The 21,569-nt window shown below is 66.8% G+C and carries 20 protein-coding genes; 15 read left to right on the top strand and 5 right to left on the bottom strand.

What is annotated here, in order from left to right:
- Positions 1 to 38 precede the first annotated feature (38 nt).
- The 5 genes from HFK18_RS02870 to HFK18_RS02850 all read left to right on the top strand — a co-directional run bounded on the left by HFK18_RS02870 (position 39) and on the right by HFK18_RS02850 (position 6,237).
- Positions 39 to 1,325, top strand: coding sequence for a DUF445 family protein (locus HFK18_RS02870; protein ID WP_180164250.1), 1,287 nt, complete (start codon positions 39 to 41; stop codon positions 1,323 to 1,325).
- 306 nt (positions 1,326 to 1,631) lie between these two features.
- Positions 1,632 to 3,860: a TonB-dependent siderophore receptor gene (locus tag HFK18_RS02865; protein ID WP_180164248.1), complete on the top strand. Its 2,229-nt coding sequence runs from the start codon at positions 1,632 to 1,634 to the stop codon at positions 3,858 to 3,860.
- A gap of 105 nt (positions 3,861 to 3,965) precedes the next feature.
- A complete protein-coding gene (locus tag HFK18_RS21635) occupies positions 3,966 to 4,286 on the top strand; it encodes a DUF3649 domain-containing protein (protein WP_180164246.1) in 321 nt (106 codons plus the stop codon).
- A complete protein-coding gene (locus HFK18_RS02855) occupies positions 4,283 to 5,911 on the top strand; it encodes a PepSY-associated TM helix domain-containing protein (RefSeq protein WP_180164244.1) in 1,629 nt (542 codons plus the stop codon). The genes HFK18_RS21635 and HFK18_RS02855 overlap by 4 nt, the downstream gene beginning before the upstream one ends.
- Entirely contained in the window at positions 5,908 to 6,237 is a 330-nt protein-coding gene (locus HFK18_RS02850) for a DUF3325 domain-containing protein (RefSeq protein WP_180164242.1), read from the top strand. The genes HFK18_RS02855 and HFK18_RS02850 overlap by 4 nt, the downstream gene beginning before the upstream one ends.
- Positions 6,238 to 6,358: 121 nt before the next feature.
- On the opposite strand, the gene rlmKL is transcribed toward HFK18_RS02850, so the two are convergent.
- Both rlmKL and HFK18_RS02840 read right to left on the bottom strand, forming a co-directional pair.
- On the bottom strand, positions 6,359 to 8,497 hold the full coding sequence (gene rlmKL / locus HFK18_RS02845) for a bifunctional 23S rRNA (guanine(2069)-N(7))-methyltransferase RlmK/23S rRNA (guanine(2445)-N(2))-methyltransferase RlmL (protein WP_180164240.1): 2,139 nt from the start codon (positions 8,495 to 8,497) through the stop codon (positions 6,359 to 6,361).
- Between the two features lie 144 nt (positions 8,498 to 8,641).
- Complete coding sequence (locus HFK18_RS02840; protein WP_180164238.1) at positions 8,642 to 9,169, bottom strand: hypothetical protein; 528 nt, start codon at positions 9,167 to 9,169, stop codon at positions 8,642 to 8,644.
- 72 nt (positions 9,170 to 9,241) lie between these two features.
- Here HFK18_RS02840 and HFK18_RS02835 point away from each other — a divergent pair, with 72 nt between their 5' ends.
- Positions 9,242 to 9,808, top strand: coding sequence for an N-acetylmuramoyl-L-alanine amidase (locus HFK18_RS02835; protein WP_180164236.1), 567 nt, complete (start codon positions 9,242 to 9,244; stop codon positions 9,806 to 9,808).
- 213 nt (positions 9,809 to 10,021) lie between these two features.
- Here HFK18_RS02835 and HFK18_RS02830 read toward each other — a convergent pair whose 3' ends face one another.
- The 3 genes from HFK18_RS02830 to HFK18_RS02820 all read right to left on the bottom strand — a co-directional run bounded on the left by HFK18_RS02830 (position 10,022) and on the right by HFK18_RS02820 (position 12,554).
- Positions 10,022 to 10,924 (bottom strand): sulfurtransferase, encoded by a 903-nt coding sequence (locus tag HFK18_RS02830; RefSeq protein WP_180164234.1) that lies wholly within the window; start codon positions 10,922 to 10,924, stop codon positions 10,022 to 10,024.
- A complete protein-coding gene (locus tag HFK18_RS02825) occupies positions 10,921 to 11,724 on the bottom strand; it encodes a CoA pyrophosphatase (protein WP_100464395.1) in 804 nt (267 codons plus the stop codon). The genes HFK18_RS02830 and HFK18_RS02825 overlap by 4 nt, the downstream gene beginning before the upstream one ends.
- 128 nt (positions 11,725 to 11,852) lie before the next feature.
- Positions 11,853 to 12,554 (bottom strand): FKBP-type peptidyl-prolyl cis-trans isomerase N-terminal domain-containing protein, encoded by a 702-nt coding sequence (locus tag HFK18_RS02820; RefSeq protein ID WP_089239934.1) that lies wholly within the window; start codon positions 12,552 to 12,554, stop codon positions 11,853 to 11,855.
- Positions 12,555 to 12,720: 166 nt separating this feature from the next.
- Between HFK18_RS02820 and HFK18_RS02815 the strand changes: the two genes are divergently transcribed.
- From HFK18_RS02815 to pstA, 9 genes are all read left to right on the top strand, one after another.
- Positions 12,721 to 13,515 (top strand): enoyl-CoA hydratase-related protein, encoded by a 795-nt coding sequence (locus tag HFK18_RS02815; RefSeq protein ID WP_180164232.1) that lies wholly within the window; start codon positions 12,721 to 12,723, stop codon positions 13,513 to 13,515.
- A gap of 4 nt (positions 13,516 to 13,519) precedes the next feature.
- Complete coding sequence (locus tag HFK18_RS02810) at positions 13,520 to 13,873, top strand: hypothetical protein (RefSeq protein WP_180164230.1); 354 nt, start codon at positions 13,520 to 13,522, stop codon at positions 13,871 to 13,873.
- A complete protein-coding gene (gene nth / locus HFK18_RS02805) occupies positions 13,873 to 14,562 on the top strand; it encodes an endonuclease III (protein WP_180164228.1) in 690 nt (229 codons plus the stop codon). The genes HFK18_RS02810 and nth overlap by 1 nt, the downstream gene beginning before the upstream one ends.
- A gap of 228 nt (positions 14,563 to 14,790) precedes the next feature.
- Positions 14,791 to 16,002, top strand: coding sequence for an OprO/OprP family phosphate-selective porin (locus tag HFK18_RS02800; protein WP_180164226.1), 1,212 nt, complete (start codon positions 14,791 to 14,793; stop codon positions 16,000 to 16,002).
- Positions 16,003 to 16,112: 110 nt separating this feature from the next.
- The gene (locus HFK18_RS02795) at positions 16,113 to 16,892 is read left to right on the top strand and encodes a hypothetical protein (RefSeq protein WP_180164224.1); all 780 of its coding nucleotides are present in this window, start codon (positions 16,113 to 16,115) and stop codon (positions 16,890 to 16,892) included.
- Between the two features lie 136 nt (positions 16,893 to 17,028).
- Positions 17,029 to 18,048: a phosphate ABC transporter substrate-binding protein PstS gene (gene pstS, locus HFK18_RS02790; protein ID WP_180164222.1), complete on the top strand. Its 1,020-nt coding sequence runs from the start codon at positions 17,029 to 17,031 to the stop codon at positions 18,046 to 18,048.
- A gap of 510 nt (positions 18,049 to 18,558) precedes the next feature.
- On the top strand, positions 18,559 to 19,647 hold the full coding sequence (gene pstS, locus HFK18_RS02785) for a phosphate ABC transporter substrate-binding protein PstS (protein WP_180164220.1): 1,089 nt from the start codon (positions 18,559 to 18,561) through the stop codon (positions 19,645 to 19,647).
- Between the two features lie 82 nt (positions 19,648 to 19,729).
- Positions 19,730 to 20,698: a phosphate ABC transporter permease subunit PstC gene (gene pstC, locus HFK18_RS02780; RefSeq protein WP_025875378.1), complete on the top strand. Its 969-nt coding sequence runs from the start codon at positions 19,730 to 19,732 to the stop codon at positions 20,696 to 20,698.
- A complete protein-coding gene (pstA, locus tag HFK18_RS02775; protein WP_180164219.1) occupies positions 20,698 to 21,561 on the top strand; it encodes a phosphate ABC transporter permease PstA in 864 nt (287 codons plus the stop codon). Before pstC ends, pstA begins: the two co-directional genes overlap by 1 nt.
- The last annotated feature ends 8 nt before the right edge of the window (positions 21,562 to 21,569 follow it).

The raw sequence follows: 21,569 nt of genomic DNA, 5'->3' as shown, positions 1-21,569 counted from the left end.
ACAGGTAGGCGTCACCGGCCTGCGGGTAGACTTCAGGCATGACGTCTGCCATCGATCCGCGCCGCGCTCAGCTGCGGCGCCTGAAAGCCCTCGCCCTTGGCCTGTTGCTGTTTATGCTGGCCGGCTTCGCGGTCAGCCACTGGCAGGGTGAGCGCGGCATCTGGGCCTGGGTCTCGGCCTTCTGCGAGGCTGCCGCCGTCGGCGCACTCGCGGACTGGTTCGCGGTAGTCGCCCTGTTCCGGCGGCCGATGGGCCTGCCGATTCCGCATACGGCGATCATTCCGCGCAGCAAGGAACGCATCGGCGACAGCCTGGCCCTGTTCGTGCGCGACCAGTTCCTGGAACCGACGGTGCTGCTGGCCAAGCTGCAGGTGTTCGACCCGGCCAGCCGCCTCGGCAGCTGGCTGGCCGATCCCGCGCGGTCACGGATGCTGGCCGACATGGCCCGTGGCTGGGCACTGCAGGCGCTGGACTTCTTCGATGAAGCTGCGGTGCGGCGGCAGCTGCACAGCTTCGTGGTGCAGCAGCTGCGGCAGTGGAATGCCGCGGCCACCGCCGGCGAACTGCTGGGCCTGCTGACCGCCGATGGCCGCCACCAGCGGGTGCTGGACGAAGGCCTGCAACGGTTGGGGCGTTGGCTGGAACAGCCGGAAGTGAAGGAACGCGCTTCGCAGCTGATCGTGCGCTACATCCAGCGTGAATGGCCGACACTGTCGAGCACGGTGAACTGGATCAAGCCGATTGATGAGATCGGCGACAACCTTGCCGAACGCCTGGCCCGGGCGGTGCTGGAAGAACTGCAGCAGGTGCTGGCCGAGCCGCAGCATCCGCTGCGCCAGGATTACGAACAATGGCTGGGCAACTACGTGCAGCGCCTGCGCGAAGACCCGGCGCTGGCCGAGCGCATCGAGCAGCTCAAGCAGGAAATGATCGACCACCCTGCCCTGCAGGAGTACGTACAGGGCCTGTGGTCGCGCATCCATGCCAGCCTGCGCGGCGATCTGCAGCGTGAGGATTCGGCCCTGGTCGGTCATCTGCAGCGCAGCCTGGCCTCGCTGGGTGACAGCCTGCAATCGGACCCGGCGTTGCGCGAGGCATTGAACCAGCACCTGCTGGAAGGCGCACAGCGCCTCACCGGGCGCCTGCGCGAGGGCGTCACCACCCATATCGCGCAGACCGTGAAGAGCTGGGACGAGCGCCACCTGGTCGAGCAGCTGGAACTGAGCGTGGGCCGCGACCTGCAGTTCATCCGCTTCAACGGCACCCTGGTGGGCGGCCTGATCGGCCTGCTGCTGCATGCCGCCACGGTGCTGTTCCGGTTCTAGGCTGAGATTCCGGAGCCCTGGCCAGTAGATCCACGCCATGCGTGGATGACCGAGGCTGTCACGCTTGCTTAACGAAATGCGAATGCCTATCATTTACTGATCGGTTGTACGCTTAGCCAAGCGGGGCACGGAAGCACGCGCCCACCCGCCCCTTCGCCCGTGTACATCCCCCGACCACTGGGTCGCCTGCCTGCCGCAGGTGGCGCACCGTCGATGGGAATCACGCTGGGCGACGTGCGCGGAGCGCATGGCTGCCATGGGTGCGTTTGCCATCGCCTGTTTTTTGTCCTGCATGGAATCGCACCGATGGCATCGCTCCTGACTACTCCCCGTCCAACCCTGCTGGCCCTGGCCGTGACCGCACTGTTGATCGCACCGTTGGCACACGCTGAGGAAGGTTCTGCCGACCCCTCTGCGCGCACCCTGGACACCGTCCAGGTCACTGCCGATGGCGACATTGCCGACAGCTACACCGTCAAGCGGGCCAGCACCGCAACCAAGCTCGGCCTGTCACTGCGCCACACCCCGCAGTCGATGACCGTGGTGACCCGGCAGCGGCTGGACGACATGGGCCTGTTCTCCCTGTCCGATGTGATGGGCCAGGTCACCGGCGTAGCGGTGTCGGTCACCGACAGCGAACGCATCAACTACGTTTCGCGCGGGTACAACATCACCAATTTCCAGGTCGATGGCATGCTCAACACCTTCGGTGGCTACATCAAGACCAACACCGACAGCGTGATCTACGACCGCATCGAAGTGGTGCGTGGTGCCACCGGCCTGACCACCGGTGCCGGTGATCCGTCGGGCACCATCAACTTCGTCCGCAAGCGCCCCACCGATACGTTCCAGATGAGCGCCAACCTGACGCTCGGCCGCTGGGGCAACCAGCGCCTGGAAGCCGACCTCGGCGGTCCCATCGCCCTGGATGGCCGCATCCGCGCCCGCGTGGTCGCTGCCAAGCAGCAGAGCGATTCGTTCCGCGATGTGTACAAGCTGGACAAGGACGTCTTCTACGGCATCGTCCAGGCCGACATCACCGACACCACCCTGCTGGAAGCCGGCTATGAGTACCAGTCGCCGCGCACCACGGGCGTGACCTGGGGCGTGGTGCCGTACTGGGGCGCCGATGGCAAGCCGGCCAACCTGCCGCGCTCGACCAACCTGTCGGCGCGCTGGAGCAGCTGGCCGATCATCGAAAAGAGCGCCTTCGCCCGCCTTGAACAGCAGCTGGGCCATGGCTGGGCCGCGAAATTCGCCTACACCCGCTCCAAGCGCGAGACCGACGGCGCGGTCTGGTATGGCGCGTCCGGTTACCCGCGTGCCGACGGCAGCGGCATCTCTGCCTTCTTCGGCAGCTTCGGTGAAAACGGCGACATGCAGGTGTTCGACTTCAACGTCGGCGGTCCGTTCCAGTTGTTCGGCCGCGAACACGAGCTGGTGTTCGGCTTCGGCCAGTCGGTGCGCAAGGGCGAAGTGCCTGCGAGTGAAACCGCCGCTTATCCGGCCAACTACGAACGTGTGCCAGACTGGCGCAGCTGGAACGGCGACGTCGCGCCGCTGCAGGTCACCCGCCTGGGCTATCTCGCCTCGGAAGACGAACTGCGCCAGCGTGCCGCCTACCTGGCCGCACGCCTGCAGCTGGCCGAGCCGCTGACCGCCGTGCTCGGCGCCCGCTACGGCAGCTGGGAAACGCGCAGCTGGAACTACACCCACGACGCCGCCGGCCGCCTGACCGGTACCACCCGCGGTGGCTACAAGCCGGACGACTCGCTCACCCCGTACGCGGGCTTCATCTACGACTTCAACCGTTACTTCAGCGGCTACGTCAGCTACACCGACATCTTCCAGCCGCAGAACTACCGCGACAAGGCCAACAACTACCTCGAACCGGTCGTCGGTGACATGTGGGAAGCCGGGCTCAAGGCCGAGTTCTTCGATGGCCTGCTCAACACCTCGGTCGCGGTGTTCAAGGGCGAGAAGGACAACGTCGCCGAGCTCGATGATTCGGTGCCGGAAAACTCGTTGCCCGGTGGCATCAGTGCCTACCGCTCCACCGGCAAGGGCAACAAGGTGAAGGGCTGGGAAATCGAAGCACAGGGCAGCCTGGGCGAGCACTGGAACCTGTCGACCGGGTTCACCCATACCGTCAGCCGCAATGCGCTGGGCGTTCGCCAGAACACCACCGTTCCGGTCGATCTGTTCCGCCTCAACGCCAGCTGGCGCCCGGGTGGTGCCGAAGGCCGCTTCTGGATCGGTGGCGGCGCGACCTGGCAGAGCGGCATCTGGAGCCTGAGCAACAAGCCGCGCGAGGACTTCCTGGTCAGCGGCAAGCGCGACCGCGTGGCGATCGAACAAGGTGACATCTACCTGCTCAACCTGTCGGCCGGCTATCGCTTCAACGAGAACTTCAGCGCCCAGGTGAACGTGAACAACCTGCTGGACAAGAAGTACTACAACCGCGTCGGTTTCTACGACGGCGTGTACTGGGGCGAACCGCGCAACGTGATGATGACGCTGCGCTGGAAGCTCTGACGATCTGATGGATGGGCCGGTTCTGCGACCGGCCCCGGCCACGGATGGCCAACCCCGGCGCGCTTCGGTGCGCCGGTCCTCTTTCATTCAATCTGCAGGACCGCCGTGGACCGCTCGCCCGCAACCGCCAGCCCCCGCCTCAGCACCATCTTCGCCAACCCGCGATGGGGCGTGCTGTCCCGATCGCTGGCCGCCATCTTCGGCGGCTACGCGCTTGCCTCGATGACCACCGTGTTCTGCGCGCTGGCCCTGCCGGGCGCGCGCGGCCAGGCCGTATTGACCGGCATGCTGCTGGCGATCCTGGTCGCCGCCTGTGCGGCGCTGTGGGCGTTCGCCACCCGCAGTGCGCTGCGCGCCTGGGTCGGCATTCTCGCCCCCACCCTGCTGATGGCCTGCATTTCGCGCCTGCTGGGAGCGTGGGCATGAAGAATGGATTCCGCCAATCCATGGCCTGGCTGCACACCTGGACCGGCCTGCTGGTCGGCTGGCTGCTGCTGCTGATCTTCATGGCCGGCACTGCCAGCTACTACCGCGAGGAAATCAGCCGCTGGATGCGCCCGGAACTGCCGCGCAGCGCGGTCAGCACCGACGAAGCGGCGCAGCGCGCGGCCGACTACCTGCTGGCCAATGCCCCCCAGGCCGAGAGCTGGTTCGTCACCCTGCCGCAGCCACGCAATCCGGCCATGCAGATGTTCTGGCGGTTGCCAGAGGCACTGGCCGATCCGAGCAAGGGCCGCCGCGGCGCCTTCGGCGATGCCACCCTGGACCCCAACACCGGCACCGAGCTGAAGGCCCGCGAGACCCGTGGCGGCGACTTCTTCTACCGCCTGCACTTCGACCTGCATTACATCCCGGTACTGTGGGCGCGCTACCTGGTGGGCTTCTGCGCGATGTTCATGCTGGTGGCGATCATCACCGGCGTGATCACCCACAAGAAGATCTTCAAGGACTTCTTCACCTTCCGGAAGGACAAGGGTCTGCGCTCGTGGCTGGACTTCCACAACGTCAGCGCGGTGATGGCCCTGCCCTACCACGCGATGATCACCTACACCGGCATCGTCACGTTGATGATCATGTACCTGCCGTGGGGAGTGAACGCGGCCTACGGTACCGATCAGGATGCCTTCTACGCGGAGGCCTTCGGTGGCCTGCCCGAAGTCACCGCGCCTGCCGAAGGCAAGGCCGCACCGCTGCCGTTGCGGCAGCTGCTGGAAAGTGCCCGCACGCACTGGCACGGAACCGAGGTCGCTGGTTTCAGCGTTGCCAACCCCGGTGCTGCCAATGCGGTGATCGACATCCGCCAGCGTGACGGCAAGCGTTTGTCCATCGATACGCCCGCGCTGCGCTATGACATGGTCAGTGGCGCGCTGCTGCAGGAAACCCCGCCTTCCGGTGGCGCCACCGCCACCCGTGGCGTGCTGTACGGCCTGCACCTGGCACGCTTCGCCGATTGGGGCGTACGCGCCCTGTTCTTCCTGTCCGGCCTGACCGGCTGCCTGATGGTGGCCAGCGGCGTGGTGCTGTGGGCGGTGAAGGAGCGCCCGAAGCATGCCAAGAGCGGCCGCACCGGCTTCGGCCTGCGCCTGGTCGATGCACTGAACATCGGCGCCGTGGCCGGCCTGCCGATCGCCTTTGCCGCCTATTTCTGGGGCAACCGGCTGCTGCCGCTGGGCCTGGCCGAGCGCTCCAACGCCGAGGCGAACGTATTCTTCTACGCGTGGGGCGCCTCGCTGCTGGCGGCCTTCATCTGGCCCAAGCGGATGATGTGGGCGTGGCAGCTGTACATCGGCGCGGCCGCGTTCGCGCTGATCCCGCTGGTGAACGCGCTGACCACCCACGCACACCTGGGCGTGACCCTGTTCAACGGTGACTGGGCATTGGCCGGTTTCGACCTGTCGATGATCGCCTTCGGCGCGATGCTGGCCCTGTGCGGCTGGCGCATGCAGCGCTGGACGCCACCGCTGACTGCCGCCGAGAAGAAGAAGCGCGCGGCGGCCGCTGCAGCGACGAAGGCACCGGCCGATGCAGTGGAAGCGGAGGCCAGCGCATGATGCTGCTGGTACTGGGGTTGTCGTTCACAGCGTTCACCGCGCTGTCGCTGGCGATGGAAAAGCACCAGCAGGAACTGCACGGCAAGGCCGCGGCGTCACCGGTACGGCGCACGCAATGGCGGGTGCTGGGCTGGGTGCTGCTGACCGTGGCGTTCGCCCTGTGCGTGGTCGACCAGGGCTGGGCGATGGGCCCGGTGCTGTGGCTCGGCGCGCTTACGCTGGGTGGAATCGTGCTGGCGTTCGCGCTGTATCCGTACCGGCCGAAATGGATCGCACCGCTGGCGATCGGGTTGCCGGTTATCGGGCTGGTGGTGGCGTTGTTGTAACCCGTGCGGCGGACCGCATCCACGCATGGCGTGGATCTACCGGACCCACGCTCGCCGGGCATGGCCCGGCGCTACCGTTCTGCGCGCACATGGGTAGCGCCGGGCCATGCCCGGCGACGCGTCACGCCAGGCGCTTCAGCTCCCACGCACGATGGATGCGTGCGTTGCGCTCGAAATCCGGGCCGATCGTGCTGGCGCTGATCTCGCGGCATTGGGCGAATTCGGCGATGGCGTTCTCTTCCAGCTTGAAGCGGCGGAAGTTGTTGGAGAAGTACAGCACGCCACCCGGTGCCAGTCGTGCGACGGCCGCACGCAGCATCTTTACCTGTTCGCGCTGCACGTCGAAGTCCTCGGCGCGGGCCGAGTTGGAGAACGTCGGCGGGTCGCAGAAGATCACGTCGTACTGGCCGCGATCGCCTTCCAGCCATGCCATCGCATCGGCCTGCACCAGCAGGTGCTGATTGCCGCCCTGCCCGTTCAAGGCCAGGTTGTCGTAGCACCACTGCAGGTAGGTGGCCGACAGGTCGACGCTGGTGGTGCTGGCCGCACCGGCCACCGCCGCCTGCACACTGGCCACGCCGGTGTAGCAGAACAGGTTGAGGAAGCGCTTGCCGCGCGCCTGCTCGGCCATCAGGCGACGCAGCGGGCGATGGTCGAGGAACAGGCCGGTATCGAGGTAATCGAACAGGTTCACCTGCAGCAGCGCGTTGTTCTCGCGTACCACGAGGAACTCATCACGCTGCTCGAAACGGCCGTACTTGCTGCCGCCCTTGCCACGTTCGCGCGACTTCATCGACACCTGTTCCGGCGGTACGCCGAACACCTCGCGCGCAGCAGCCAGCAGTTCATTGCGGCGGCGGCGCACGTCGTTCTCGGGAATCGCGGCCGGTGCAGCGTATTCCTGCACGTGCAGGAAGGTGCGGCGCTGGCCGCCGTCTTCCTCGTAGACGTCGATGGCGGCCGCGTACTCCGGCAGATCGGCGTCGTAGGCGCGGAAACAGGTGATGTTCTCGCGGGCACGCCAGCTCTTGAACTTCTTCAGGTTCTTGCGCAGGCGGTTGGCCACCATCTGCGCGCCTTCGCTCAGCTCGCGCACCTGTGCCGGATCGCGACCCGGCACCGCGATCGGATCACAGACGATCAGTGCACATTCCAGTGCACCATTGAACATCTGGTATTTCTTGCCGGCACGCAGGCCGGTGGCGAAGGCCAGTTCGTCATTGCCGCACAGCAGGCTGGCACGCCACTGCGGCACCGCCTTCTGCAGGGCATTGCCGAGCTTGCGGTACAGCGCCGGATCGGCCGCCAGGCGTTCGTCATACGGTGGGTTGCAGACCACCGCGCCGATCTCCTGCTCCGGGGTGGGCAGGTCGGCCACATCGGCGCGGGTGAAGCGGATGGCATGGGCGACGCCGGCCACTTCCGCGTTCTCGCGCGCCGCCTGGATCGCCACCGGATCGATGTCGCTGCCGTGGACGACCGGCTTCAGCGCAGCCAGGCCGGCCGCTTCGCGATCACGCGCTTCGCTCTGGATGGTTTTCCAGGCCGCCTTGTCGAAGCCCAGCCAGCGGCTCGGCGGCAGGCTGCCATGGCGCATCAGGCCGGGGGCGACGTCGGCGGCCATCAGCGCGCCTTCGATCAGCAGGGTGCCGCTGCCGCACATCGGATCCAGCAGGCCGCCACCGGCAGCATGCAGGCGCGGCCACTGCGCACGCATCAGCAGCGCGGCAGCCAGGTTTTCCTTCAACGGCGCGTCATGCGCTGCACCACGCCAGCCGCGGCGGTGCAGCGGGCCACCCCCAAGGTCGATCGACAGCGAGGCGCGGCCCTTGCGCAGCGACAGGTTGACGCGCACGTCTGGCAGATCGGTGTTGACCGAGGGGCGTTCGAGCCCTTCGTCACGCATGCGGTCGACGATGGCGTCCTTGATCCGCTGCGCGGCGAAACGGGCATGGGTGATCTTGTCGCCGGACACATGCGCGTCCACCGCCAGGGTCATCTCCGGCTTGATGTGCTCGTGCCACGGCAGCGCACGCACGCCGTCATACAGCGCCTGCTCGTCCGGGCATTCGAATTCGTCGATCGGCCACAGCACGCGGCTGGCCAGCCGCGACCACATGACGATCCGCAGCGCCTGCTCCAGTTCGCCATCGGCATTGACGCCGGCGATGGTGGCAGTGGCCTTTTCCAGGCCGAGGGCCGACAGCTCATCGGCAAGCAGGTATTCCAGGCCCTTGGCGCAGGAGACAAAAAATTTCACGGGATCGGTTCGCAGGTGGTCAGGCACGGCAGGGAGCCGGGCCATTCGGAAGGGAGGGCCGTAGGCACGGCCGGCAGGCCCGCGCCAGGGGCGGCGGGGCTGCCATTGTAGTCAATGCGGGCGGGCGCGCCGTGCGCCCGGGCTTCACAGCTGCCGCAGCAGGCGCTCAAAGGCCTGCGCGGAGGCCTCGACGTGGTTTTCCAGGCGATGGCCGTCGTCCACCAGCAGCAGCTGCGCCGAGCGCGCCTGCGCCCAGGCGATGACCCCGGCGGCCGGCACCACCTCGTCATGCCACGCCTGTACCACCGTGGTCGGCACCGGCGCGGCATCCAACGCCGGCATCGGGCCCATGGTGGTTGGCGGCACCATCAGGAACAGGCCGGCCACCGGCACCTGCAGCGAGGCAATGGCGGAGATGTAGGCGCCCAGGCTGGAGCCGGCCAGCACCACCGGACCCTGCGCGGCGGCAGCGGCCGTGCGCTCGATCAGGCGCTGCAGGCGGGTGCGCACGTCGCCAACGCGGCTGACCTCGCTCATCGCGTCCAGGTCGGTGTAATCGGGGCGCTCATGGGTCCAGCCCAGGCGCTCGGCGACCTCGGCCAGGGCGGTGACCTTGGTCGCCTCCGGGCCGCTCTCGAAACCGTGCGACAGGATGCAGTGACCGCGGCTCATGCGTGCGCTCCCACGGAGCGGACCGACAGCAGAAAGGAAGGCAGTTTCATTCGGCAATGCTAGCATCGCCACATGCCCAACCCGCTCCTGCCCGGCCTGCAGCTGCAGCCGCTGCCCTACCACGACCGCCTGCCCATGCGCGATCCATCCAGCCTGGCGATGGTGGTGATCCACTGCACCGAACTGCCCGACCTGGCCACCGCCCGCGAGTACGGCGAGCGCGTGCTGTACGACAGCGGTGCCGGCAACAGCGGGCATTTCTACATCGACCGCGACGGCAGCGTGGTGCAGTACGTGGCGCCGGAGCGCATCGCCCACCACGTGCGCGGCATGAATGCCGATTCGGTGGGCATCGAACTGGTCAATTCGGGGCGCTACCCGCACTGGCTCGACAGCCGCCATCAGGCAATGGACGAGCCGTATACCGAAGCGCAGTTGCTGGCGTTGGAGCGGTTGCTGCAGGCGCTGGTGCTGCAGTACCCGTCGCTGCGGCAGATCGCCGGCCACGACCAGTTGGACCTGGAGCAGGTACCTGCCAGTGACGACCCTGCCGTGACCGTGGCGCGCAAGCGCGATCCGGGCCCGTTGTTCCCGTGGCCGCGGATCCTGGCCAAGGTGCCGCTGCAGCCGCTGGGGTGATCGGCAGGGCTGCGCCCTGGGTACACGCCATCGCATACGCGCTGTCGCTCCCACGCTTCGCTGCGCGAACCGCGGGCCCCACTTACCAGCTCCCACACCCCCGCCGCTTCGCGGCCGCCCCCTGACTCAGGGGGCTCTGCCCCGGATATGAACCGGTGGCCAGTAGATCCACGCCATGCGTGGATGAACGTCAAATCGATCTGCCCGCTTCGCTCAGGCGCCGGTAGCCACCGGGCGGCTGCTGTCGCTGACCCAGCCACTCCAGGAATCGGCATAGATGCGTGCGCCGGACAGGCCCGCACTTTCCATCGCCAGCAGCAGATGGCAGGCGGTCACACCCGAGCCACACATCAGGACCACGCGCTGCGGGTCCTGGTTGCCGATCACGCCCTGCAGTTCGGCGCGCAGTTCCTGTGCGTCGCGCAGTCGGCCGTCCAGCACGTTCAATGCGAACGGTCGATTGACTGCCCCCGGCACATGGCCGGCGACCGGGTCCAGCGGCTCCACCTCGCCACGGAAACGCTCGCCTGCGCGGGCGTCGACCAGCCAGCCCGGAGCATGCTTCAGGCGCGACTCGACCTCTTCAGCGCTGGCAATCTGGCTGGTATCGAAACGCCCCGGATATGCGGGCAACGCCGCGACCTCGCTGCTGCCGGTCGCCAGCGGCTGGCCGGCGGTCTGCCAGGCAGCGATGCCGCCATCAAGGACAGCCACCTTCGTGTGCCCGATCAGGCGCAGCAGCCACCACAGGCGCGCGGCGGCCATGCTGCCATCGCTGCCGTCATACACCACCACCTGCGTGTCGGGGCCGATGCCCCATTGCCCCAGCCGTGTGGCGAACGCATCGCTGTCCGGCAACGGGTGGCGCCCATGTCCGACCCGCGTCAGGTCGGACAGGTCGCGGTTGAGATCGGCATGCACCGCACCGGGAATGTGTCCCTGCGCATAGAGGCCATTGCCCGCCTGCGGATCGGCGAGCGATGCACGTGCATCGACCACGCGTACGGCAGTGCTTGCGGTCGCGCGGGCATCGACCACGCGTACCCCATCGCCCAGCACCGCAGCCAGGGTCGCAACATCGACGAGGGTGGTCCACGGCGGATCGGTCGGCTTCATTGCACTTGCTCCAGGCGGCGACGCAGGTTGTACAGGATGGCCGCAGTGGCGCCCCAGATGCGCTGGCCGGGCCAGCCGTATTCGAGGACATGGCGGACGCGGCCGCGATGGTTGATTTCGACCTGGCGCAGGTTGTCGGCGGCCATCAGATAGTCCAGCGGCACTTCGAACACCTCGGCCACTTCGCTGGGCTGCGGTACCGCCACGAAATCCGGATCGATCACCGCTACCACCGGGGTGACCCGGTAGCCGGTGATGGTCACGAACGGATCGAGATAACCCAGTGCCTGCACCTGCGTCGGCGCCAATGCGATTTCTTCCTGGCTTTCGCGCAGTGCTGCGGCCAGCGCATCACGATCATCCGGCTCGGTACGGCCACCGGGAAAACCGACCTGGCCACCATGTTGCCGCAGGGTTTCGGTACGCCGGGTCAGGATCACCTGCGCACCGTTGGCGCGCGGGACGATGCCGGCCAGCACGGCCGCCTCGACCGGTGGGCCCGGGGGCAGCAGATCATCCAGTTCACTGCGGTTCCAGCCGTCACCTGCCGGCGGCTCGGCCAGCGGATGCAGCGCGCGCAGCAGGCGCTCGTGATCGGCCAACGAGCCTCGCAGCGACTGCTGCAGCTGTTGGCGCAGTGGCAGCACGCGCTGCAGGATGTGGGTGCGCTCGCTGTCGCTCATCGACGACCACCGTGCGATTTCGTCGATATGCCGCCCGCAGCCGGCGCACAGCCGGTTGCGATCCAGCTTGCACACGTTGATGCAGGGGCTTGCGACAGCACGCGCCGTTTCTTCCATTATTTGCACCGGTCAACAGTAGCGCGAATGGGCCGGATTTGGGATGGGCCCGCACGGCTGCTGCGTACCGCAGAAACAAAAACGCGCCGGTGGAATCACCGGCGCGTTGATGTTGACGCTGTTTCTTCTTACTTGACGCTGATCAGCTTGATCTCGAACTGCACAGCCACGTTCGGCGGGAACGGGGTGCGCGGGTCGGCGCCATAGGCCTGATCCGGCGGCAGGGACACTTCCCACTTCGAGCCAGCCGGCATCTGCAGCAGGGTCTCGCGCATGGCCTTCATTTCGACTTCGCTGACCTTGATCGACGGAATCTGCTGGGCCGGACGAGCCTCGGTCGGGCGCTGGCCGTACGGGAACGGACCGGCCACTTCCAGCTGCACGGTGCTGGCCTGGGTCGGCTTGGCACCCTTGCCGGCTTCGATCACACGGTACTGAACGCCGCTCGGCAGGGTCTGCACGCCCGCCTTTGCCTTGTTCTGCGCCATGAACTGATCGCTCTTGGTCTTGTTGTCGGCAGCAGCCTTTTCGTACTCGGCCTTGGCGGCCTGGGCACGGCCCTGCTCGCGCTTCTGGAACGCTTCAACGGCCGGCTTCAGCTGCTCGGCGGTGATCGCCGGCTGCTTCTTGGCGTAGGCGTCCTGCAGACCCTTCACCACCGAGTTGATGTCCAGCTGCTCACCGCGACCAGTCAGCTCCGCCAGGTTGTTGCCGTAGTCGTAACCGAAGTAGTAGCTCAGCTTGCCCTTCTCGGACGCGATGTCCTGGGCGAAGGCATTGCCCGTCAGGGCCAGGGCCGCGACGGCGACCGCGATAGAACGCAACTTCATCAAACAGTTCTCCAGGGGTGGTAACTCAGGGACGTTCTGCGCCGCCCTGAGGCGACGGGTTAGGATAACGGCCACAACGTGTAACCGCTACTCACCACGCAGGCTATGACCTGTCTGCGTTTACAGAGTTCAATCTCACTTTTTTTTAACGTTCCAGGAGTTTCCCGTGGCCGAGGCCCCCGCTCCCCACCCGGTCGCCATCAGCGACGACGGCGCCATCCGCACCATTACCGTGCAGCGACCGGACAAGCTCAACGCCCTCAATGCCGCGACCCTGCAGGCTCTGGCCGAGGCGTTCAGCGACGCCGCCGCCGATCCGGCGGTACGGGTGGTGGTGCTGACCGGCGCCGGCCCCAAGGCCTTCGTGGCGGGGGCCGACATCGCGGAAATGAACACATTGAGCGCGGTTCAGGGACGTGACTTCTCCCTGCTCGGCCAGGCGCTGATGCGCCGCATCGAACGCATGCCCAAGCCGGTGATCGCCCGCGTGAACGGTTTTGCGCTGGGCGGCGGGCTGGAGCTGGCCATGGCCTGCCACCTGCGCATTGCGGCCGATTCCGCCAAGGTCGGCCAGCCGGAGATCAATCTCGGCCTGATTCCCGGCTTCGGCGGCAGCCAGCGCCTGCTGCGCCTGTGTGGACGCGCGGCCACGCTGGAGCTGTGCCTGCTGGGCACCCCGATCGATGCCGCACGCGCGCTGGCCCTGGGCATCGTCAACGAAGTGGTGCCTGCCGCCGAGCTCGACGCCCGCGTGCAGGCCCTGGCCCGGCAGCTGGCACAGTCGGCGCCGCTGGCGCTGCGTGGCCTGCTCGATGCGGTGCACGTGGGTGGCGAATGCAGCCTGGACGCCGGCCTGGAATATGAAAGTGCGCAGTTCGGCCTGCTGTTCGCCACTGAAGACATGCGCGAAGGCACCAACGCCTTCCTGCAGCGCCGTCCCCCCGCTTTCCAGAACCGCTGACGCCATGGCATCCCGACCCAACCCCGTGCTGCTGTTCGCCCGGGTCCAGGCAGACGATCCCGATGGCGCGCTGCAGGCTGGACTGATGGACTACGTCGTGCGCGCTGGCGATGACCGGCTGCTGCCCGACCATCCAGACCTGCCGGACCGCCTCTGCCAGATGCAGCTGCAACTGCAGCGTGCCTGGGCCGCGCGCGAACGTTTCCGCGCACGCGCGGTGCGCCTGGCCCGACGCGAGGCCGAGCGTGATGCGCGTCGCACGCCCGCCCCGGCGCCGGCCGCAAAACCCGCCCTGCCTGCCGCAGCGGCCGCCATCCTCGCCCGGGCCAAGGCCCGCGCCGCCGGCAAGGAGCAGTAATGGCGACCGCGAAGAAGACCGCGCGCGCACCTGCGCGCCGCGGCGGTACGATGCCGCGTGCCGACGTGGTGGAAATGTTCACCCGCCTGCGCGAACTCAACCCGCATCCGAAGACCGAGCTTGAATACAGTTCGCCGTTCGAACTGCTGGTGGCGGTCGCACTGTCGGCGCAGGCCACCGACGTCGGCGTCAACAAGGCCACCCGTCGCCTGTTCCCGGTTGCCAACACGCCGGCGAAGATCCTAGCCCTGGGCGAAGAGGGACTGAAGAAGTACATCGCCACCATCGGCCTGTTCAACGCAAAGGCGAAGAACGTGATCGCCACCTGCGCGCTGCTGCTGGAGAAGCACGGCGGCGAAGTGCCACGCGACCGCAATGCACTGGAGGCCCTGCCCGGTGTCGGTCGCAAGACTGCCAACGTGGTGCTCAACACCGCCTTCGGCGAACCGGTGATGGCGGTGGACACGCATATCTTCCGTGTCGCCAACCGCACTGGACTTGCGCCAGGAAAGAACGTGCGCGAGGTCGAAGACCGATTGGTCAAAGCGATTCCCGCCGAGTTCCTGCTGGATGCGCACCACTGGCTGATCCTGCACGGACGGTACGTGTGCAAAGCACGCAAACCGGATTGCCCTGGGTGCGTGATTGCCGATCTTTGCCGGTTCAAGGACAAGACCCTCGCCGAGTGATGGCGGCATCCGCGCATGGCGTGGATGCACGGAAAAACCATCCACGCATGGCGTGGATCTACTGCAACCGGGGCGCAATCCGGGCGTCATACGTAACCGGTTTCAATGGCAGGCCCAGCCGTGACGGGGCCTGCGGCGGATCGCGGCCGTGCGCGAACTGTCACATTTACGCAATCTTCACGTTTTAGCCTGCGCGCATCTTCCCACCTGCCTGCAAGGCTCCTCTCCATGAAACTGCATCACCAACTCCTGACGGTCGCCGTGGCTGCTGCGCTGTATGTGCCGGCCGCCCACGCCGAAGTCGCCATCGATGTGATCGGCGGTTCGGAAATCACCTTCGAAGGCCTGGTCCAGGCCGACGGCAACTGGTACGACAATGACGTCGTGGACCTCAACGGCGGTGACGCCGGCAACGGCAAGAACAGCGAGTTCGAACTGCGTCGCGCCGAGCTGGTGCTGAAGGGCAAGGGCCCGGGCAACGTGGAGTGGGTGGTCGGCTATGACGCCAAGGCCGACAAGTTCCTCGACACCAACGTGAAGTACAAGCTGCTGGGCAACGCCAACCACTTCATCCAGGTCGGCCAGTTCAAGCAGCCCAACAGCCTGGAAGAGCTGTCCAGCACCAAGAACAACGACTTCATCTCCAAGGCTGCGGTCACCAACACCTATGCCATCGCCCGTCGCCTCGGCGGCGCGTACAGCTACGGCCAGGACAACTGGTCGGTCACCGCCAGCGCCTTCGGCCGCGAACTGACCCGCAACCTGGCCCACGGCAGCGGCTACGGCGCACGTGGTACCTGGGCCCCGATCAACGAGAAGGGCCAGGTCCTGCACTTCGGCCTGAGCTACGTGAACTACGACACCGACGCAGACACCCTGCGCGTGCGTGCCCGCCCGAACGCTGACCTGGCCACCGCGCGCCTGGTCGACAGCGGCAACCTGGTCGACACCGACCGGGTAAGCACCATCGGTGCCGAAGCGATGTACTTCCAGGGTCCGTTCAAGGCCCAGGCCGAGTACTACACCAGCAAGGCCAAGCGCATGGCCAACGACAACTACACCAGTGACGGCTACTACGTCAGCGGCGTGTGGAACGTCACCGGCGAAACCTGGAGCTACAAGGGCGGCACCCCGGGCACCGGCCTGCCGAACAACCCGGCCGGTGGCCAGTGGCAGCTGGGCGTGCGCTATGACCACATGGATCTGAACGACGGCAACCTCGCCGCCAACCCGGTGGCCGGCCGTCCGCCGATCGTCGATGGCGTGCTCGGCGGCAAGATGGACATCTGGACCGTCGGCGCCAACTGGTACTGGCGCTCGAACTTCAAGCTGATGCTCAACTACGTGATGGTCGACAGCAAGAAGTACAGCTCGACCGCCCGTGGCTTCGTCAACGACGATCCGAACATCCTGGAAGCCCGCGCGCAGTTCTTCTGGTAAGACCGGAAGCACGCGTTCGAACGAAGGCACGGCTCCGGCCGTGCCTTCGTCGTTGTGGGCAGGCGGTAGGCGCGCGATGATGCCCTGCCCTGTCGACATGGACCTTCGGGATGCCCCCTTCCCTCCGCCTGCGCCGCCTGCTGTGCGCTGCCCTGCTCACCGCGCTGCCCGTCACCGCGCTCGCCTGTGACGATGCAGAGGCCGTGCGCGAGGCCGCGTATCGGCAGTTGCCGGCTGGCGCCTTGCCAGTGACGGCACGCTTCACCGATGCCGACAGCAGCGCCTGCCGTGCGTGGCCCGCACAACCCGGCACGACCCTGCTGGCCGTCGCGCAATGGACCGAGCCCGCCTCGGAAGACGTGCGCGGTGGCGACCTGGACCTGCTGCTGATCGACACCGCCAGTGGCCAGCCGCTGGCCTGGACCCGCGTGGCCGATGCGGTCAGCAGCGATGCGCTGCGCTTCACCGGACTCAGCCTGGACACCGCACGCTGGCAACTGGATCCGGCCACCCGCGCGTTTGGCGTGCGCATGGACTACAGCGGCAGCTCAGGCCCCAACCCGTTCGCACAGACCGAACTGCAGTTGTTCGTGCGCAATGGCCGACAGCTGCGCCGGGTGCTTGCCCCGCTGGCCGTCAGCGGCAGTCGCGGCGAATGGGATACGCGCTGCGCCGGCGAGTTCAGCCGCTTCGAGCGCACGCTGGAAATGGGCAGTAGCACTCGCCCTGGCCTGGCACCGATCCTGGTGCGCGAAAAGCGCACCGATACGATCAGCGTCGCTGCGGGTGATGACTGCCATGCAACCGACACGACGGCTCCTGCGCAGCGCTGGACACTGCTGCCCAGCGACGGCCGCTATGCCGTTCCGGAGGCGTTGCGCGGGCTCTGAAAGGGAGGCCGGAGCACCGCCATGACGGCTGTCACGTCCGCGTCATATGACAGACGCGGGCGTGTCATGGAACCGTTATGGAATGTGCACCGAAACGTCGGGCAGCCGCCCCTCGACCACCCCAGGAGTCTCTCCCGTGATCCACGCCTTCAAGTCGCGCGCCGCCGTCGCCATTCTGGCCGCGTCGTCCGTGTTCGCCGCCAACGCCGCCGATGTCACCGGCGCGGGCGCTTCGTTCATCTACCCGGTGATGTCCAAGTGGTCGGCCGACTACAGCACCGCCACCGGCAAGAAGGTCAACTACCAGTCGATCGGTTCCGGCGGTGGTATCGCCCAGATCAAGGCCGCGACCGTGGACTTCGGTTCGTCCGATGCGCCGCTGAAGCCGGAAGAGCTGGCTGCCGCCGGCCTGGCCCAGTTCCCGTCGGTGATCGGCGGCGTGGTGCCGGTGATCAACGTCGCGGGCGTCGCCCCGGGCGCGCTGAAGCTGGACGGTCCGACCCTGGCCAACATCTTCCTGGGCAAGATCACCACCTGGAACGACCCGGCCATCGCCGCCCTCAACAGCGGCCTGACCCTGCCCAGCGGCAAGATCACCATTGTCCATCGTTCGGACGGCTCGGGCACCACCTTCAACTTCGTCAACTACCTGTCCAAGGTCAGCCCGGAGTGGAAGAGCAAGGTCGGTGAAGGCACCTCGGTGCAGTGGCCGGCCGGCATCGGCGGCAAGGGCAACGAAGGCGTTGCTGCCTACGTGAAGCAGATCAAGGGCGGCATCGGCTACGTCGAACTGTCCTACGCGCTGCAGAACAAGATGTCCTACGCGGCGATGAAGAACGCGGCTGGCAAGATCGTGCAGCCGTCGGACGCCTCGTTCTCGGCCGCCGCGGCCAGCGCCGACTGGGCCAACGCCCGTGACTTCTACCTGGTGATGACCAACGCCCCGGGCGCTGACGCATGGCCGATCACCGCCACCAACTTCATCCTGGTGCGCAAGCAGCCGAAGAACGTGGCTGGCGCCAAGGCCACCCAGGAGTTCTTCCGCTGGGTCTACAGGAATGGCGATGCGCAGGCCAAGCAGCTGGACTACGTGCCGCTGCCGGACGCACTGGTGCGCCAGATCGAGACCTACTGGACGCAGAACCTGAAGTACTGAGTTTCGTTGCAAGGCGTTCCCCCGCAGGAACGGGGTCGGCGGGTCCTCTCTCCCCCGCCGGCCCCACCGGGCGCTGGATCCTTCGGGGTCTGGCGCTCTTCTTTTTTGTGCGGTTGGTCGTGAAAGGCGCTGCGCCTGCGTTGATGTGTTGTTGCGGCGATGGGCCGGGCTGCACAGGACACGCCGTGAACCCGTCCGTGGGGGCTCGGCCACGGCATCCATGCCGTGGACGGTCCTGCGCAGCCCGGCCCACCGCCTTCCGACAGTCCATCGGGGGCACGGTGGGGTCATGGAAGGCAGGAGCAGGAGCAAGAGCAACGGCCCGGGAACCGCGCAGACGCGCAGTTGGCGCCGTCAGCCGGCCCGGCGGCCAACCGTGAATCCCCCGAAACCCTTGCCAGAACGTGATCCAGGACACCTCTGTCATGGACGTCATACGGTTGTAACAAAAACATCATTTCATAGCCGCATCCGCCGACACCGTCGGCTCTACCCCGCTATGGAGTGACCATGAAACTGCACTCGGCCAGCCTTGCCGCCCTTTCCCTGGCCATCGCCCTGGGCTTGTCTGCCTGCGGTGGCGACAAGCAGGCCGCACAGCAGCCGGCCGCTGACGGCGCCGCTGCTCCGGCCGCTGCCGGCGACAAGGTGACCGCTGAGGTCTCCGGTGCTGGCGCCTCCTTCATCTTCCCGCTGGTGTCCAAGTGGTCGGCCGACTACAACACCGCCACCGGCGCCAAGATCAACTACCAGTCGATCGGTTCCGGTGGTGGCATCGCCCAGATCAAGGCCGGTACCGTTGATTTCGGTTCGTCCGACAAGCCGCTGAGCAGCGACGAGCTGGCCCAGGCCGGCCTGGCCCAGTTCCCGTCGGCCATCGGCGGCGTGGTGCCGGTGGTCAACATCGACGGCCTGGAAGCCGGCAAGCTGCGCCTCAGTGGCGCCCTGCTCGCCGACATCTTCCTGGGCAAGGTCAAGACCTGGAACGACCCGGCCATCGTCGCCGCCAACCCGGGCGTGACCCTGCCGGACGGCAAGATCACCATCGTCCACCGTTCGGACGGTTCGGGCACCACCTTCAACTTCTCCAACTACCTGTCCAAGGTCAGCCCGGAGTGGAAGAGCAAGGTCGGCGAAGGCACCTCGGTGCAATGGCCGGACGGCGTGGGTGGCAAGGGCAATGAAGGCGTCGCCTCGTACGTGAAGCAGATCAAGGGTTCGATCGGCTACGTCGAACTGGCCTACGCCCTGCAGAACGCGATGCCGTACGCCTCGCTGCAGAACGCCGCCGGCACCTGGGTGCAGCCGAACGCTGAAACCTTCGCCGCCGCTGCTGCCAGCGCCGACTGGGCCAGCGCCAAGGACTTCAACCTGGTCATCACCAACGCACCGGGCGAGCAGGCGTGGCCGATCACTGCCACCAACTTCATGCTGATGCAGAAGAAGCCGAAGGATGCCAAGCGCAACCAGGATGCACTGGCCTTCTTCAAGTGGGCTTTCGAAAGCGGCCAGACCCAGGCCAACGAACTGCACTACGTGCCGCTGCCGGCCGAGCTGGTCAAGCAGATCGAAGCCTACTGGGCGACCGAACTGAAGTGATGGACCCGACGGTGCCCGCCACGTGCGGGCACCGTCTCCTGAACATCGTGCTGCCCCGCCCCTTCCTGGCCCTGCCGTCCCCATGAATGCCATCGCCCAGCCTGTAGCCGCCCCGTCCACGCGTGATACGCGTGATGCCCGCAACGACAAACTGTTCCGATGGGTGCTGGTCGGCACCGTCATCTTCGTCCTGATCGCACTGGCCTGCGCCGCACTGTCGATGCTGTGGGGTGGTCGCCATGCCCTGCAGATGCAGGGCCTGAGCTTCTTCTTCTCTTCCGACTGGAATCCGGTCGAAAACAAGTTCGGCGCCCTCGCCCCGATCTACGGCACCCTGGTCACCGCGCTGATCGCGATGGTCATCGCCGTGCCGGTCAGCTTCGGCATCGCCTTCTTCCTCACCGAAGTGGCACCGCGCTGGCTGCGGGGCCCGGTCGGTACCGCCATCGAACTGCTGGCGGGCATTCCCTCGATCATCTACGGCATGTGGGGCCTGTTCGTGCTGGTGCCGGTGATGACCGAGTACGTCACCCCGTTCCTCAACGAAACCTTGGGCGAATGGCCGATCATCGGCCCGGTGTTCCAGGGCCCGCCGCTGGGCATCGGCATGCTCACCGCCGGCTTCGTGCTGGCGATCATGGTCATCCCCTTCATCTCCTCGGTGATGCGCGAAGTGTTCCTGACCGTGCCGACCCGCCTGAAGGAATCGGCCTACGCGCTGGGTTCCACCAAGTGGGAAGTGAGCTGGGACATCGTGCTGCCCTACACCCGCTCGGCGGTGATCGGTGGCGTGTTCCTCGGCCTCGGCCGCGCACTGGGCGAGACGATGGCGGTGGCCTTCGTGATCGGCAACAGCGTGCGCCTGTCGCCGTCGCTGCTGGAACCGGGCACCACCATCGCCGCGCTGATCGCCAACGACTTCGGCGAAGCCACTGAAACCTACCGCTCGGCGTTGCTGCTGCTCGGCTTCGTCCTCTTCATCGTCACCTTCGTGGTGCTCGCCATCGCCCGCCTGATGCTGATGCGCCTGTCCCGCAAGGAGGGCAACTGATGTCCAGCACCGCTGACTCCCTGTACCTGCGCCGCCGCATCGGCAATGTCATCGCCATCGCGATGTCCTGCGTCACTGCGCTGTTCGGCCTGTTCTTCCTCGGCTGGATCCTGTTCACCCTGGCCTCCAAGGGCCTGGCCGGCATCAACCTGGATCTGTTCACCAAGATGACGCCGCCGCCGATGCAGGAAGGCGGTCTGGCCAACGCCTTCTTCGGCAGTGCGGTGATGTGTGCGCTGGCGATCGGCATCGGCACCCCGCTGGGTGTGCTCGCCGGCACCTGGCTGGCCGAGTACGGCAACGCCCGCAAGGCCGGCACCGTGGTCCGCTTCGTCAACGACATCCTGCTGTCGGCGCCGTCCATCGTGCTGGGCCTGTTCGTCTACACCCTGTACGTGATGCAGACCGGCGGCAGCTTCTCCGCCTTCGCAGGTGCGCTGTCGCTGGCCTTCATCGTGCTGCCGGTGGTGGTGCGTACCACCGACGAGATGCTGCGCCTGGTGCCTTCGCAGATGCGCGAAGCCGCCCTGTCGCTGGGCATCCCGCAGTGGAAGGTGATCGTGCAGGTGCTGTACCGCAGTGCGTCGGCCGGCATCATCACCGGCATCCTGCTGGCACTGGCACGCATTTCCGGCGAGACCGCACCGCTGCTGTTCACCGCCTTCGGCAACCAGTACTGGAACAGCAACGTGTTCCAGCCGATGGCCTCGGTACCGGTGGTGATGAACCAGTTCGCCGGCAGCCCGTATGAATCCTGGCAGGTGCTGGCCTGGGCCGGCGCGCTGGTGCTGACCGTGTTCGTGCTGCTGGTCAGCCTCTCTGCGCGCGGCATCCTGCTGCGCAACCGTATCTCCCATGACTGACCTTTCCG

This window comes from Stenotrophomonas sp. SbOxS2 (assembly GCF_013416715.1).
In the GTDB taxonomy this organism is placed as follows: domain Bacteria; phylum Pseudomonadota; class Gammaproteobacteria; order Xanthomonadales; family Xanthomonadaceae; genus Stenotrophomonas; species Stenotrophomonas lactitubi.
Note: the sequence above shows the minus strand (reverse complement) of the source record. Positions and strands in the feature narration are given on the sequence as shown.